Here is a 14,975-nt window from a genome sequence, read left to right as displayed (position 1 = left end):
CTGTTCCCGATCTGCCTCCCGCGGCGTGGGGCCTGTCGGTCCGGTCGGCGGGGGAGCGGTCGGGTGTTTCCGGCGTGTGTCATCGTGGCCGCAGGGGTGTTGCGCGGTGCTCACCGCCCAGCCCCGATGTCCCCCATCGCCCATTCCCTTTTCCGGCCCCCGGTGGCGACTTGTCCTTTTTCGGTTATTTCGCGCCGCCTGACGGAATGGCAAACGGAGCATTTTTCGGCGTTGACCCGCTTGGCGTATTTCCAAAATAGGGGTCACGGGTAGAGGATCCCGCCTCGGCGTGTCCTGCCTGGTCATCACCCTGGTGGCCGGGCTGGTCGCGCCTTTTTCGTGTCCGGATATCGGACGTATTCCGGTCTGTTAATAAGTTAGCGCGGTCGTCTGTTGTTTCTCGGGCGTCGGTGGACGGATCCTGATCCCTGTTCTTCGGAACGCCAACACCTCACCCCCGGAGCCGACCCAAACCCTGACACCACGGGTCGGCTTCGCCCTGCATGAGGAGATCCACCGATGGAGTTGAGACGTCCACTCGTCTTGGCCGCGACAGGTGTCGTGGTCGCCGCTCTCTTCACCCCCACCGCCGTCCAAGCCCAGCCCACCGCCACCGGTGTGCAGAGCGCCGACGTGATGGCCGCCAGCGCCGCGAGCAGCCTCGTGGCCGCCAAGCCCGCCGAGCTGCACGCCAGCGCCAACGACAGCTTCGTGCAGCACGACGTGATCTCGTCGAGCGGCGGGCTCAAGTACGTGCCGTACGACCGCACCTACAAGGGCATGCAGGTCGTCGGCGGTGACTTCGTGGTCGTCACCAACTCGACCGGGCAGGTCGTCACCACCTCGGTCGCGCAGGACACCACGATCGACCTCGCGAGCACCACGCCCGCCATCTCCAAGGCGCGGGCCGAGGCGGTCGCCAGGCAGCAGTTGTCCACTGTGGACAGCGTCGGCGGCGCCGAGCTGGTCACCTACGCCGTCGGCACGCCGAAGCTGGCGTGGAAGAGCCAGGTCGTCGGCCGCAACGCCGAGGGCCCGAGCAAGCTCGACGTGATCGTCGACGCCGCCACCGGCAAGGTGCTCACCACGCAGGAGCACGTGCTGCACGGCACCGGCACCAGCGCGTGGAACGGCCCGAACCCGGTGGCCCTCAACACCACCCACGTCGGCAGCACGTACTCCCTCAAGGACCCGACGCTGACCAACGTCAGCTGCCAGGACGCCGCCAACAACACGACGTTCAGCGGCACCGACGACGCGTGGGGCAACGGCACCGCGACCAACCGCGAGACCGGCTGCGTCGACGTGCTGTTCGCCGCGCAGACCGAGAGCAAGATGCTGACGCAGTGGTTGGGCCGCAACGGCTTCGACGGCTCCGGCGGCGGCTGGCCGATGCGCGTCGGCCTGAACGACCTGAACGCCTACTACGACGGCAGCCAGGTCCAGATCGGCCACAACCAGAACAACCAGTGGATCGGTTCCCTCGACGTCGTGGCGCACGAACTCGGCCACGGCATCGACGACCACACCCCCGGCGGCATCTCCGGCAGCGGCACGCAGGAGTTCGTCGCGGACGTCTTCGGCGCCTCGACCGAGTCGTTCGCCAACGAGCCCTCCCCGTACGACGTGCCGGACTTCCTGGTCGGCGAGACGATCAACCTCGTCGGCAGCGGCCCGATCCGCAACATGTACAACCCGTCCGCGCTCGGGCACGCCAACTGCTACTCCAGCTCGGTCCCCGGCTCCGAGGTCCACGCGGCCGCCGGTCCCGGCAACCACTGGTTCTACCTGCTGGCCAACGGGTCCAACCCGACCAACGGCCAGCCGACCAGCAGCACCTGCAACAGCTCCACGGTCTCCGGCCTGGGCGTGCAGACCGCGTTGAAGATCTTCTACAACGCGATGCTGATCAAGACCACCGGCAGCTCGTACCTGAAGTACCGGACCTGGACGCTGACCGCCGCGAAGAACCTCTTCCCCGGCAGCTGCGCCGAGTTCAACACGGTCAAGGCCGCCTGGGACGCGGTCAGCGTTCCCGCGCAGTCCGCCGACCCGACGTGCTCCGCGACCGGCACGGTCACGGTCACCAACCCCGGCAACCAGTCGACGACCGTCGGCTCCGCCGTCAGCCTGCCCCTGTCGGCCAGCGGCGGCACCGCGCCGTACACGTGGTCCGCCACGGGCCTGCCCGCCGGTCTCTCCATCAGCTCCAGCACCGGCACCATCTCCGGCACCGCCACCACCGCGGGCACGTCCAGCGTCACGGTGACGGCGGCGGACAGCGCCAGCCACAGCGGCACGGCGTCGTTCAGCTGGACCGTCGGCACCACCGGCGGTTGCTCCGGCCAGAAGCTGCTCAACCCCGGCTTCGAGTCCGGCGCCACCTCGTGGACCGCCAGCAGCGGCGTGATCGGCCAGCACAGCGCTGACGGCCAGGCCGCTCACGGCGGCACCTGGAGCGCGTGGCTGGACGGCTACGGCTCCACCCACACCGACACGCTGTCCCAGTCGGTGGCCATCCCGGCGGGCTGCCACGCCAGCCTGACGTTCTACGTCCACATCGACTCCGCCGAGACCACGACGACCACGGCTTACGACAAGCTGACCGTCACCGGCGGCACGACGACCCTCGCCTCGTACTCGAACCTCAACAAGGCGACCGGCTACGTCCTGAAGACGATCGACGTGTCCTCGTTCGCGGGCTCGACCCTCGCGCTGAAGTTCACCGGCGTGGAGGACGCCTCGTTGCAGACGTCCTTCGTGATCGACGACGGGGCGGTGACCCTGAGCTGACGTCCTGACGCGCCAACGGGGAGGCCGGACTTCCGGCCTCCCCGTTGGCGTTCCTCAGTTCCGCCAGGTGTCGGTCAGGGTGGCGGGGGAGGTGGCGGTGCGGTTGGCCCCGCTCTCCCACGTGACCGCGCCGTTCGACTCCTTGCGCAGGTACTTGTACTGGAAGGCGGTGCCGCTGGGCAGCGCCACCGAGCCCTTCCACACCGGGTAGGCCGCCGAGGACAGCGGGATCGCCGCAGCCGGGTTCCACGAGCCGAGGGCCGCGTTGTCGCCGACGACGAAGATGTTCTGCCCCACCGACGTGGTGGCGGTGACCGAGAACGACGCCGTGCCGTTGCCGGGCTGCTGGGTGGTCGCGCCCACGTGCAAGGCCACCGCGTCGCCCGCCCCGACCGTGGCGGTGAACTGGCCGTTCGAGCCGACCGCGTAGGACACCGCGCACCCGTCGCGCTGCACGTCGCAGTAATTCCCAGCGGGCAGCGAGGTCTGGAACGCGCGGGTGAGCGCCGTCGACTCCTTGTTGATGGCCACGAACCCGCGACCGCCCCGGCCGAACGCGATGGCGTTGTTGCCGTTGTCCCACCAGTTGGTCACGGCGGTGCCCGCCACGGCGTTGCGGAAGCCGACCATGTTCGCGATCTGCGGCCACTTGTGCTGGCACTTCCAGCCGTTGGCGTAGCAGGCGGCCGCGCCGGGCGGCCCCGCGTCGTTGTCGGAGAACTCGTAGCCCGAGTACACCTGCGGCGCGCCGTACGGCCACGCCAGCATGAACACGTTGGCGAGCGTGTAGGTCGAGCCGTTCTTGTAGTTCAACGTCGACCCGTTGCGCTCGGTGTCCCAGTTGTCCACGAACGGTCGGGCCTGGTTGCTCGCCAGGTAGCCCCACGACTGGCCGAAGTTGCTCAGGTACGACAGCTTCTCGCCGGTGAACACGCGTTTGACGTCGTAGGCGTACCGGAACTCGTCCACGTCGCCGGACCCGGTGTACTCGCTCGGCTGCACGGCCTCACCCGCGCCGTAGATCACCTCGTGCACCCAGAAGGTGTTCGGGTTGCTGAGCCGGGACTTGATGGCGGCCAGGTCGGCGGCCGCGATGTGCTTGGCCGCGTCGACCCGGAAGCCGTCCACGCCCATCGACAGCAGGCTGTTGAGGTACGCCGCGATCGTGCCGCGCACGTAGTCGCTGCCGGTGTTCAGGTCCGACAGGCCGACCAGTTCGCAGTTCTGCACGTTGTCGCGGTTGCGGTAGTCGCTGATCTGGCTGCGGCAGGAGTGGAAGTCCTGGTCGCCGTAGTAGCCGGGGTAGGTGTACTTCGAGTAGCTGGTGCCGCCCGTTCCGGTGCCCGACCCGGCCGACATGTGGTTCACCACCGCGTCCGCGATGACCTTGACGCCCGCCGCGTGGCAGGTGTTCACCATGTTCCGGAACTGGGTCTCGGTGCCCAGCCGTCCGGCGATCCGGTAGCTCACGGGCTGGTAGGACGTCCACCACTGGCCGCCCTGGACGTGCTCGGACGCGGGGGAGACCTCGACGAAGCCGTAGCCCTTCGGGCCGAGGACGGTCGTGCACTCGGTGGCCACGCGGTCGAACGACCACTGGAACAGGGTCGCCGTGACGTCCTTGGAGCCCGGTGGACTGGCGGTGGCGGTCGGCGGGGCGGCGAGCGGACTCGCGAGCAGGGTGAGGAGCAGGGTCGCCACGGCGAGCAGCGCCCCACGAGCTGAGGGGACCACGATGTCTCCTTGGGTGCAGGGTGTGTCCTACGTCATACCAGCTCGGGAAGTTGCGGAAAACGCCCGCAACATCTTTCACGCGGTTCGGCCGCACGGACTCGGCAAGGCGGCCCAACCTCGGACGGGTACCCGAACCGCCGATCATGACCGGGCGGCTCACGCGCCCGTAGAGTGACCGGCTGTGACAGCTCGGCTCAGTGACATCGCGACCCAGGCAGGCGTCAGCGAGGCGACCGTCAGCCGGGTGATCAACGGCAAGGCGGGCGTCTCGTCGTCGACCCGGCAGGCCGTCGTCGCCGCGATGGACGTCCTCGGCGTCGAACGCCCTCCCAAGCTGCGGCAGCGCAGCCAGGGGCTCATCGGGCTGATCATCCCCGAGCTGACCAACCCGATCTTCCCGGTGTTCGCCCAGGTCATCGAGCAGGTGCTCACCAGGGACGGCTACACGCCGGTGCTGTGCACCCAGACGCCCGGCGGGTCGTCCGAGGACCAGTTGACCGAACTGCTCGTCGACCACGGCGTCACCGGCATCGTGTTCGTCGGCGGCCTGCACGCCGACACGACCGCCGACATGGACCGCTACGTGAAGCTGTCCGGGCGGCGGGTGCCGTTCGTGATGGTCAACGGCTTCACCGACAAGGTGTCCGCGCCCTTCGTGTCGGTCGACCACCGCGCCGCCGCCCGGCTCGCCGTCTCCCACCTGGTGGAACTCGGCCACGAGCGGATCGGCCTCGCCGTCGGGCCCTCCCGGTACGTGCCCACCCAGCGGATGGTGGAGGGCTTCACGCTCGCCCGACCGGGCGCGGAGGCGCTGGTCGAGCACTCGCTGTTCACCGTCGAGGGCGGTCAGGCGGCCGGGAACGCGTTGCTGGACAAGGGGTGCACGGCGATCGTGTGCGGCAGCGACCTGATGGCGTTCGGGGCGATCCGGGCGGCCCGCCACCGCGACCTGCACGTGCCGCGCGACGTGTCCGTGGTCGGGTTCGACGACTCGCCGCTCATCGTGTTCGCCGACCCGCCGCTGACGACCCTGCGCCAACCCGTGGACGCCATGGGGCAGGCCGCCGTGCACGCGCTGCTGGAGGAGATCGGCGGCACGCCCGCCCCGCACGCCGAGTTCGTGTTCCAGCCGGAGCTGGTGGTGCGCGGGTCGACCGGCGCGAGGCCCCGGTAGCCGTCACCGGAGGTGCACCGGCACGTCCGCGTCGTCGCGGAGGAACACCGGGATACGCGTGCGCGGGGTCGGGACCTCGATCGACCCGCCGCCGTCGTCGTGCCGCTCCCCGGTGGCCGCGTCCGTCCACGCGCTCCCCGCGGGCAGGTGGACGTGCCGCGACTCGGCCCCGGCGTGCAGCACCGGGGCGACGAGCAGGTCCGGGCCGAAGAGGAACTGGTCGTCGACCTCCCACGCGCGCTCGTCGTCCGGGAAGTCGACGAACAGCGGGCGCATCGGCGGCACCCCCGACTCGTGGGCCACCCGCATCTGGTCCAGCACGTACGGGCGCAGCCGTTCACGCATCCGCAGCGAGTCCTCGATGGACGCCAGCGCCTCCGGCCCGTAGGACCACACCTCGTTGGGACCGCCGGTCATCTCCGGGCCGAAGCCCGTGCGCGGGTCGCGGTAGCCGTGCAGCCGGAACAGCGGGCAGAACACGCCGTACTGGAACCACCGCGCGATCAGCTCCCGGTACTCCGGCGACTCCGGGTCGCCGCCGTGGAAACCGCCGATGTCCGTGGTCCACCAGGGGATCCCGGCGACGGCGAGGTTCAGCCCCGCCCGGACCTGCGCCCGCAGCGAGTCCCAGGTGGCCGGGATGTCGCCGGACCACACGGCCGCGCCGAAGCGCTGGCTGCCCGCCCACGCCGACCGGCCGAGCAGCACCACCTCGTCGTCGTCCTCGGCGAGCTGGCCCTCGTGGAACGCCCTGGCGTGCGCCTGCGGGTAGAGGTTCACGACCTCCGCGCCCGGCCCGGCGTGGAACCGGAGGTTGTGCGGGTGGCCGGGCTGGATCTCCGGCTCGCAGGCGTCGAGCCACCACGCCCGGACGCCCTTGTCGTAGTAGTTGCGCTTCACCGTGTCCCAGAGGAACCGCCGGGCCTCCGGGTGGGTCGGGTCGTAGAGCGCGACCGGCATCTCGGTCCCGAAACCCTTGTCCTTCCACGGCGCGTGCACCGCGAGTCCCTGTTCCGCCCCCACCAGCAGCCCTCGGTCGCGCAACTCGGCGAAGTTCTCCGACAAGGGGCTCACCGTGGGCCAGATGGACACCATCAGCTTGGTGCCCAGCTCGTCGAGTTCGCGGACCATGGCCTCCGGGTCGGGCCACTCGGCCTCGTCGAACCGCCAGTCGCCCAGGTGCGGCCAGTGGAAGAAGTCGGCGACGACCACCGCCAGCGGGAGCCCGCGCGCGTGGTGCTCGCGGACCACGGCCAGCAGCTCGTCCTGGGTGCGGTAGCGCAGCTTGGACTGCCAGAACCCGGACGCCCACGCGGGCAGCATCGGCGCGTGGCCGGTGGCGTCGGCGTAGTGGCCGAGGATCGCGGCGGGCGAGTCGCCGGTGGTGATCCAGTAGTCGATCTGCCGGGCGCTGTCGGCGACCCACCGGGTGCCGTTGGCCGCCAGCTCCACCCGGCCGACGGCGGGCAGGTTCCACAGGAACCCGTAGCCGCGGCTGGACAGCAGGAACGGCACGGACACCTCGGCGTTGCGCTGCACCAGGTCGAGCACCATGCCCTTCTGGTCGAGCCTGCCGTGCGTGCGCTGGCCGAGGCCGAAGATCCGCTCGCCGTCGTAGGCCGCGAACCGCTGCTCCAGCCTGCCGTAGCCGCCGCCGGACGGCAGGAACAGCCGGGGGCCGGGCCACCAGAAGTGCGCGGCCCGCTCGGCCAGCAGCTCCTCGCCGGTGTCGGTGCGGGTGAACCGGAGCCGCGCGTCGATCCCGGTGTCGGTGGCCACGACCTCGGCGGTCCCGGTGATGGCCCCGGCGATCACGCTGCCCGCGCGGCCGTCGGCCGTCACCCACGCCGGGGCGGGTTTCGGCGGCACGAGCGCGCCGGGCACGTCGTCGCGGATCGCGTGCTGCCCGACCCGGACCCGCAGGCTGTCCGCGCCCCACGGCTCGATCCGCAGCACCTCGTGGCGCACGGACACGAGGAGCGCGCGACCGTCGTCGCTGATGGAGATCATGCGTGTGGCTCCCAAGGGGTCAGTCCTTCACGGCGCCGCTGGTGAGGCCCGCGACCACGAAGCGCTGGGCGACGACGAGCAGGACGGCGGCCGGGACGGAGGCGAGGACGGCGGTGGCCATGACGCCGTTCCAGTCGGCGGACTGGTTGCCGACGAACCGGTAGATGCCGACGGTGATCGGCTGGAACGCCTGGCCGGTCGTGAGGGTGACGGCGAACAGGAAGTCCGCCCAGGCGAACAGGAACGAGAACAGCCCGGCGGTGACCAGCGCGTTGCGGCTGACCGGGACGATGATCGAGAAGAACGTCCGCCAGTGCCCCGCTCCGTCCACACGGGACGCTTCGGACAGCTCGCGCGGGATGGACACCATGAACGCCCGCAGCAGCAGGACGGCGAACGGGATCGTGGCGGTGGAGTCGGCCAGCACCAAGCCGAGGTAGCTGTCGATGAGCCCGAGGTTGCCGAACACCGTGTAGAGCGAGTTCGCCATCACGATGCCGGGGATCATCTGCACGATGAGCAGCGCGAACACGATCGACGTGCCGCCGCGGACCTTGAGCTGCGCCAGCGCGTAGGACGCGGGCGCGGCGACGGCCAGCGAGACCACGACCGTGCCCAGCGCGATCAGCACGCTGGACAGCAGGTGCCCGCCCTGGCTGGTCAGGGCCTTGCGGTAGCCGTCGAGCGTGCCCCCGACCGGGAACCAGTCGGGCGACGGCTTGAGCAGCGCGCCGCTCGGTTGCAGGGACGCGTTGACCATCCAGTACAGCGGGAACAGCAGGACGGCGACGATCAGCACCCCCGCGGCGGTCCTGGCGTGCCTCACGACGCCGCCTCCGCGAGCGTGGCCCGCAGGGAGCGCAGGTAGAGCAGCCCGAACGCCGTGGCGACCAGGATCAGCAGGTTCCCGACCGCCGCGCCCTGGCCGAACGCGAAGTCGCGGAACGACAGGGCGTACGACCACGTCGTGAGCGTCTGGGTCGCGTTGGCGGGCCCACCGCCGGTGACGACCATGATCACGTCGAACACCTTGATCGTGTAGACCAGCCCGAGCATCAGCACGATCCCGGTCACCGGGCGCAGCAGCGGCCACGTGACGAACCGGAACCGCTGCCACCCGCTCGCCCCGTCCAGCTCCGCCGCCTCGTGCAGCGTCGGAGGGATCGCCTTCAGCCCGCCGTGCAGCACGACCAGGTTGAACGGGATGCCGATCCAGATGTTCGTGATGACCACCGCGGGCAGCGCCCACTCCGTGCTGGTCAGCCACGGCACGGGCGCGTCGACCAACCGCAGCGCTGCGTTGAGCACGCCGTGGTCCTGGTCGAACATCCACCGCCACACCGCGCCGCTCACCACCAGCGGCAGCAGCCACGGCAGCAGGAGCAGCGAGCGGAGCGTGGCGCTGCCGAGGAACCGGCCGCTGAAGAACACCGCCAGCGCCAGCCCGATGCCGAACTGGAACGCGATCGACCCGACCGTGAACAGGACCGTGTTCAGCACCGCCGTGGTGAACAGCGGGTTCGCCAGCACCGCCGCGTAGTTCGCGAAGCCCACGAACGGCGCTTCGCCGGTGTAGAAGGACCGGACGGTGTAGTCCTGCGCGCTCATCACCAGGTTCGCGACCAGCGGGTAGCCGAAGAACACCACGACGTAGAGCAGCACCGGGGCGAGGAACGCGTACCCCGCCGTGGTTCGGCGCATCCCGGTGGCCGTCGGCGTCACGACCCGCTCGCCTGCTGGGCCTGCGCGAGGGCTTGTTCCGCGGGCTGCTGCCCGGTCAGGGCCGACTGGAGGGCGGCGGCGAGCGCGGCGGACACCTTGGGGTACTTCTCGCCGAGCGCCGCCGTGCGGGACCGGGCCGTGCCGACCTCGTCGATGAACGCCTGCATGGCGGGGATCTGCTCACCGAACTTCTTCGCCACGTCCACTTTGGACGGCACGTAGGCGTGGGCCTTGCTCCACTCCACCATGGTCGGCTCGGCCAGGACGCAGGACAGGACCTTGCCCGCCGCCTGCTGGGTCCCGCCGCCGGACGCGGGGATCGCGCCGACCTCGCCGCCGAGCGCCACGGTCGGCTTCCCGCCCGCCTTCGGCACCGGGATCGGCACCACGCCGTACTTCAGCGCCTTCTCGGCGTCCAGGCGGGCCAGGTTCCACGAGCCGTTGACCATCATGGCGGCGTTGCCCGCGACGAACTGGTCGGCCACGTCGTTCTGGCTCCAGTTCACCACCGACTTCGACGCCGCGCCGGAGTTCACCAGGTCCGTCACGTACTTGAGCGCCTCGGCGGACTTCGCCGAGTCCAACTGGGCCAGGTCCGCGCCGTTGCTCCAGAAGAACGGGAGGAACTGCCACGTGCCCTCCTCGGACGGCAGCGCGGAGAACGCGAGCCCGTACTTGCCGTCGCCGCTGAGCTTCGTGGCGGCGGCCTTCAGCTCGTCCCACGTCGTCGGCGGCTGCACGCCCGCGGCGGTGAGGAGGTCCTTGTTGTACATCAGCGCGAGCCCGTTCACGCCGGGCGCGAGGCCGTACACCTTGTCCTGGTAGGTGCCTGCCTTGATGATGCTCTCGTAGTAGCCGTCCGTCGCGATGCCGTAATCGGTCAACGGCGTCAGCGCGCCGGTCGCCGCGACCTGCTGGAGCGTCGGGTTGTCGGTGAACAGCAGGTGCGGCAGCGTGCGGGAACTTGCTCCCTGCAACACCTTCGGCAGCATCTGCGCGGTCGGGACCGTCTGCCGCTGGATCGTGATGCCGGTCTGCTTCGAGCAGGCGTCCAGGATCTTCTGCCACGCCGCCGAGCCCTGCTCGTCGGCGTAGTAGTCGAGTTCGGTGATCGTCGTGGCGACCGCGTCGGACCCGCCACCGGGGGCGGGCGTGGGCGCGCACGCGGTCAGGGCCAGTGCCGTGAGGGCGGTCATGGACAGCGTCCAGCCGCGCTTCGTTGCGCTCATGCTGATCTCTCCTGGGAACGGGGTTGGCTCAGACGCGCGCGGTGCTGCCGCGCACGGTCAGCCGAGGGGCGAGCAGACGGGTTTCCGCGCTGGAACGACCGCGCAGGCTGCGGATCGTCGTCTCCACGGCCAGCGCGCCGACCTCCTCGGCCGGGATCGCGACCGTCGTGAGGGCGACCGGGTGGTTCTCGGCCATGCTGTCCGGGCAGACCGCGACGACCGAGACGTCCTCGGGCACGCGCCTGCCGCGGTGGCGCAGGTCCGAGAGCACGGCGGGCAGCACGGCCTCGTTGTGCACCACCAGACCCGTGACCTCGGGGTGCCGGGCGAACAGCTCGTCGAGGCCGGAGCTGACCGCGTCGTAGGAGTGGGCGCACGACCGGGTCACGGCCGTGACGCCGCGGGCCCGCGCGGTGTCGGTGAAGCCGCGCAGGAACCGCGCCGCGTAGCTGGTGCCGCGCCGGTAGACCGCGGGGGAGGGGCCGAGCAGCGCGATCGACTGGTGGCCCAGGTCGGCCAGGTGGCCGACGCACACCGCGCCCGCGGCGGTGAAGTCCAGGTCGACGCACGGCAGGCCGCAGGGCGCGTCCGGCGCCCCGATGAGGACCACCGGCCGGTCCAGCGCGAGCAGCATCGGCACGCGCGGGTCGTCGCTCTCCACGTCCATGACGATCAGCGCGTCGGCCAGCGCCGAGGACGCGACCCGTTGCAGCGCCGCCGGTCCCTCGTCCTTGGTGAGCAGCAGGACGTCGTGGTCGGCGTCCCGCGCCGCCTTCACGACCGCGGCGACGAACTGCATCACCACGGCCACGTTCAGGTCGGTGCGCAGCGGCACCACCAGCGCGAGCACGCTGGTCTTGCTGCTCGCCAACGCCCGCGCCCCGGCGTGCGGGTGGTAGCCGAGCCTGCGGATGCTCTCCTCGACGAGCCGCTTCGTCTTCGGCGAGATGGAGCGCTTGCCGCTGATCACGTACGAGACCGTGCTGGGGGCGACACCGGCCGCCCTGGCGACCTCGTTGATCGTGACCACCGTCGTGCTCCTCGTCGTCGAAGCGCATCGATTTCTCCCCGAAGGTAAGTGAGCGACGAAGTGCGCACAACCTTTTTCGACAATTCGACGGCTATTCGACTGTCGAATTCATCGAACGCCCAGGTGGCGTCTCCAGTGCAGGTCAGAGGCGTCTGAATGGCCTACCGCCGGTGCTCCTTGACCTGTTTGCGACGCCGGTGTCATAGTGCCGTCCGATCCCGTTCGGCATTCGTCGAACCGATTCGACGAGCGATCTTCGGCGAAGGTGGAGCGATGCGCGGAGCACGTTTGCTGACCCTGCTGGTGGCCGCGGCGCTGACCGTTCCGGCGGGGGTCGCGTCGGCCGCCCCGCTCCCGTTCCGCGACCCCGACCTGCCACTCGCCACGCGGGTCGACGACCTGCTCGGCCGCCTCACCGCGGACGAGAAGGTGTCGCTGCTGCACCAGTACCAGCCCGCGATCCCGCGGCTGGGGATGGCGGTGTTCAAGACCGGCACCGAGGCGCTGCACGGCGTGGCCTGGTCGACCGACTACCACCACGACGGCGATGTCGTGTACGCCAACGGAACCGTGTTCCCCCAGGCATTGGGTTTGGGCAGCACCTGGAACCCGGACCTGGTGAAGCGGGTCGGCACGGCGGTCGGCACCGAGGCCCGCGGGTTCCACGCGCAGGACCCGACCGTGTGGGGCCTCAACCTGTGGGCCCCGGTGGTGAACCTGCTGCGCGACCCGCGCTGGGGCCGCAACGAGGAGGGCTACTCCGAGGACCCGCTGCTGACGTCCCGGATCGCCATCGCCTACGGCGGCGGGATGCGGGGCGACGACCCGGACCACCTGCGCACCGCGCCGACCCTCAAGCACTACCTCGCCTACAACAACGAGGTCGACCGCGCGACCAGCAACTCCTCCGTGCCGCCCCGGATCCTGCACGACTACGACCAGCAGGCGTTCGAACCCGTGCTGCGGGCGGGCGCGGCGAACGCGGTCATGCCGTCGTACAACCTGGTCAACGGCAGGCCCAGCACCGTGGAACCCGACCTCGACGGTGTGGTGCGCGGGTGGGCCCCGCGCGACATCGCCGTGGTGAGCGACGCCGGAGCGCCGACGAACCTGGTCACCTCGGAGCACTACTACGCCACCAAGGCGGAAGCCGCGGCGGCCGCGATCAAGGCCGGGTTGGACAGCTTCACCGACGACGGCGTCAACGGGTCGATCACGACCACGGCCGTCAAAGACGCGCTGGCACAAGGGCTTTTGACGATGGCCGACGTCGACGACGCCGTGCGGCACCTGCTGTCGCTGCGGTTCCGGCTCGGCGAGTTCGACCCGCCCGGCCGCGACCCGTACTCCGGGATCACGCCCGACGTGATCGGCTCGGCGGAGCACCGGGCCCTCGCGCGTCGGGCCGCCGACGAGCAGGTCGTGTTGCTGCGCAACGAGAAGAACGTCCTCCCGCTGGACGACCGGGCGAAGAAGATCGCCGTCGTCGGTCCGCTGGCCGACACGCTGTACGAGGACTGGTACAGCGGCACGATGCCCTACCGCGTGACCCCGTTGCAGGGCGTGCGCGAGCGGTTCGGCGGCGAGGTGGCGTCCGCGGAGGGCGTGGACCGGATCGCGTTGCGGAACCCCGCGACCGGCCGGTACCTCACGGCGTCGACCGATCCGGCGGGCGGCCAGCTGGTCGAGAGCGGGACCTCGGCCGGGGCGTGGCAGTCGTTCGACGTGTTCGACTGGGGCGCGGACAAGACCACCCTGCGCACGGTCGCCAACGGCAAGTACCTCACCTACGCCGGTGGGGCGCTGGTCAACAACGCGGCCCAGCCCAACGGCTGGTTCGTGCAGCAGCAGCTCAAGCTCGACCGGCAGCCCGACGGGACCTCCGTCGTCGAGTACGCGGGCAACGAGGTCACCCAGCCCTGGTTCGGGCCCAACCGGTTCGCCGTGGTCGGCGCGGACGGCGTGCTCCGGTTCACCTCGCCGGACGCGGCCGGTGCGACGAAGTTCTCCCGCGAGGTGCTCACCAGCGGGGTCGACACGGCCGTGGCGGCGGCGAGGGGCGCGGACACCGCCGTGGTCGTGGTGGGCAGCATGCCGTTCATCAACGGCCGTGAGGACAACGACCGCACGAGCACCGAACTCGCCCCCGCGCAGGCCGCGCTGGTCGACGCCGTCCGGGCGGCCAACCCGAACACCGTCGTGGTGGTGGAGAACAGCTACCCCACGACCGGCTGGGACACCCGGACCGTGCCGGGTCTGCTGTGGACCACGCACGCGGGCCAGGAGACCGGGCACGCGGTCGCGGACGTGCTGTTCGGCGACCACAACCCGAGCGGGCGGCTCACCCAGACCTGGTACGCCTCCGACGCCGGGCTGCCGAGCATCCTCGACTACGACATCGCCAAGACCGGCATGACCTACCAGTACTACCGGGGACGGCCGCTGTTCCCGTTCGGCTACGGCCTGAGCTACACGAAGTTCCGCTACGACGACGTCCGGGTCGACCGGTCACGCGGGACGGTCCGCGTGCGGGTCGACGTGACCAACACCGGCGACCGGGCGGGCGCGGACGTGGTGCAGCTCTACACCAGCGCCCGCGACGGCCGCGAGCCCCAGCCGTCGAAGCGGCTGCGGGCGTTCGAGAAGGTGGAGGTCGGGGCGCACCAGCGCAAGACCGTCACGCTGACCGTCCGCGAGGCCGACCTGGCGACCTGGGACGTGACGCGGTCGAGGTCCGTCGTGGAAACGGGCCGCTACGACTTCTCCGTCGGCCGCTCCGCGACCGACATCACCCACACCGTCCCGGTCCACGTGGTGGGCGAGCGCATCCCGGACCGCGACCTCGGCCGGGAGACGCAGGCGCAGAACTTCGACGACTACCAGGGCGTCACGCTCACCGACACCAGCAAGGCGAGCGGCACCTCCGCGTCGGCCGTCGCGGGCGCGTGGCTGGCCTACCGCGACGTCCGGCTCGACCCGGCGACGAAGGGGATCACCGTCACCGCGTCGAGCCCGGCGGGCGCCCGTCTCACGGTCCGCCTCGACGACCCGGTGCGCGGCCGGGTGCTGGGCACGGTGACGATCCCCGCCACGGGCGACAAGTACGCGTTCCGCACGGTCACCGCCGACCTGGCGAAGGCGTCCGGGAAGCACACCGTCCACCTGGTCTTCGACGCCCCGGCGGTGGTGTACACCGAGACCGTGGACACGAACGTCCAGTGGTCCGTGCTGCCCGCCAGCGAGCGGAGCGCGTCGCGCACCCAGTTCACCGACATCTTCGCGA

The 14,975-nt window shown here is 70.7% G+C and carries 9 protein-coding genes; 3 read left to right on the top strand and 6 right to left on the bottom strand.

Annotation, left to right across the window (positions count from 1 at the left end; genetic code table 11):
- Positions 1-519: 519 nt before the first annotated feature.
- Positions 520-2,793 (top strand): M4 family metallopeptidase, encoded by a 2,274-nt coding sequence (locus ACFWW9_RS19060; RefSeq protein WP_390379081.1) that lies wholly within the window; start codon positions 520-522, stop codon positions 2,791-2,793.
- A gap of 54 nt (positions 2,794-2,847) precedes the next feature.
- On the opposite strand, the gene ACFWW9_RS19055 is transcribed toward ACFWW9_RS19060, so the two are convergent.
- Entirely contained in the window at positions 2,848-4,527 is a 1,680-nt protein-coding gene (locus ACFWW9_RS19055) for a carbohydrate-binding module family 20 domain-containing protein (protein WP_390379078.1), read from the bottom strand.
- A gap of 181 nt (positions 4,528-4,708) precedes the next feature.
- Here ACFWW9_RS19055 and ACFWW9_RS19050 point away from each other — a divergent pair, with 181 nt between their 5' ends.
- On the top strand, positions 4,709-5,701 hold the full coding sequence (locus ACFWW9_RS19050) for a LacI family DNA-binding transcriptional regulator (RefSeq protein WP_390379075.1): 993 nt from the start codon (positions 4,709-4,711) through the stop codon (positions 5,699-5,701).
- 3 nt (positions 5,702-5,704) lie between these two features.
- Here ACFWW9_RS19050 and ACFWW9_RS19045 read toward each other — a convergent pair whose 3' ends face one another.
- From ACFWW9_RS19045 to ACFWW9_RS19025, 5 genes are read right to left on the bottom strand one after another with little or no spacing between them, the layout of a single operon-like run.
- Complete coding sequence (locus tag ACFWW9_RS19045) at positions 5,705-7,711, bottom strand: TIM-barrel domain-containing protein (protein WP_390379072.1); 2,007 nt, start codon at positions 7,709-7,711, stop codon at positions 5,705-5,707.
- A 19-nt stretch (positions 7,712-7,730) separates the two neighbouring features.
- Positions 7,731-8,537 (bottom strand): carbohydrate ABC transporter permease, encoded by an 807-nt coding sequence (locus tag ACFWW9_RS19040; RefSeq protein WP_390379069.1) that lies wholly within the window; start codon positions 8,535-8,537, stop codon positions 7,731-7,733.
- On the bottom strand, positions 8,534-9,412 hold the full coding sequence (locus ACFWW9_RS19035; RefSeq protein ID WP_390379254.1) for a carbohydrate ABC transporter permease: 879 nt from the start codon (positions 9,410-9,412) through the stop codon (positions 8,534-8,536). Before ACFWW9_RS19035 ends, ACFWW9_RS19040 begins: the two co-directional genes overlap by 4 nt.
- Positions 9,413-9,429: 17 nt before the next feature.
- Entirely contained in the window at positions 9,430-10,662 is a 1,233-nt protein-coding gene (locus ACFWW9_RS19030) for an ABC transporter substrate-binding protein (RefSeq protein ID WP_390379067.1), read from the bottom strand.
- A gap of 28 nt (positions 10,663-10,690) precedes the next feature.
- Complete coding sequence (locus tag ACFWW9_RS19025; protein WP_390379064.1) at positions 10,691-11,692, bottom strand: LacI family DNA-binding transcriptional regulator; 1,002 nt, start codon at positions 11,690-11,692, stop codon at positions 10,691-10,693.
- A gap of 273 nt (positions 11,693-11,965) precedes the next feature.
- On the opposite strand from ACFWW9_RS19025, the gene ACFWW9_RS19020 reads away from it, so the two are divergent.
- The coding region (locus ACFWW9_RS19020) for a glycoside hydrolase family 3 C-terminal domain-containing protein (protein WP_390379060.1) at positions 11,966-14,975 on the top strand (3,010 nt) is incomplete at its 3' end.

It is taken from the genome of Umezawaea sp. NPDC059074, assembly GCF_042738955.1.
Lineage (GTDB): Bacteria > Actinomycetota > Actinomycetes > Mycobacteriales > Pseudonocardiaceae > Umezawaea.
Note: the sequence above shows the minus strand (reverse complement) of the source record. Positions and strands in the feature narration are given on the sequence as shown.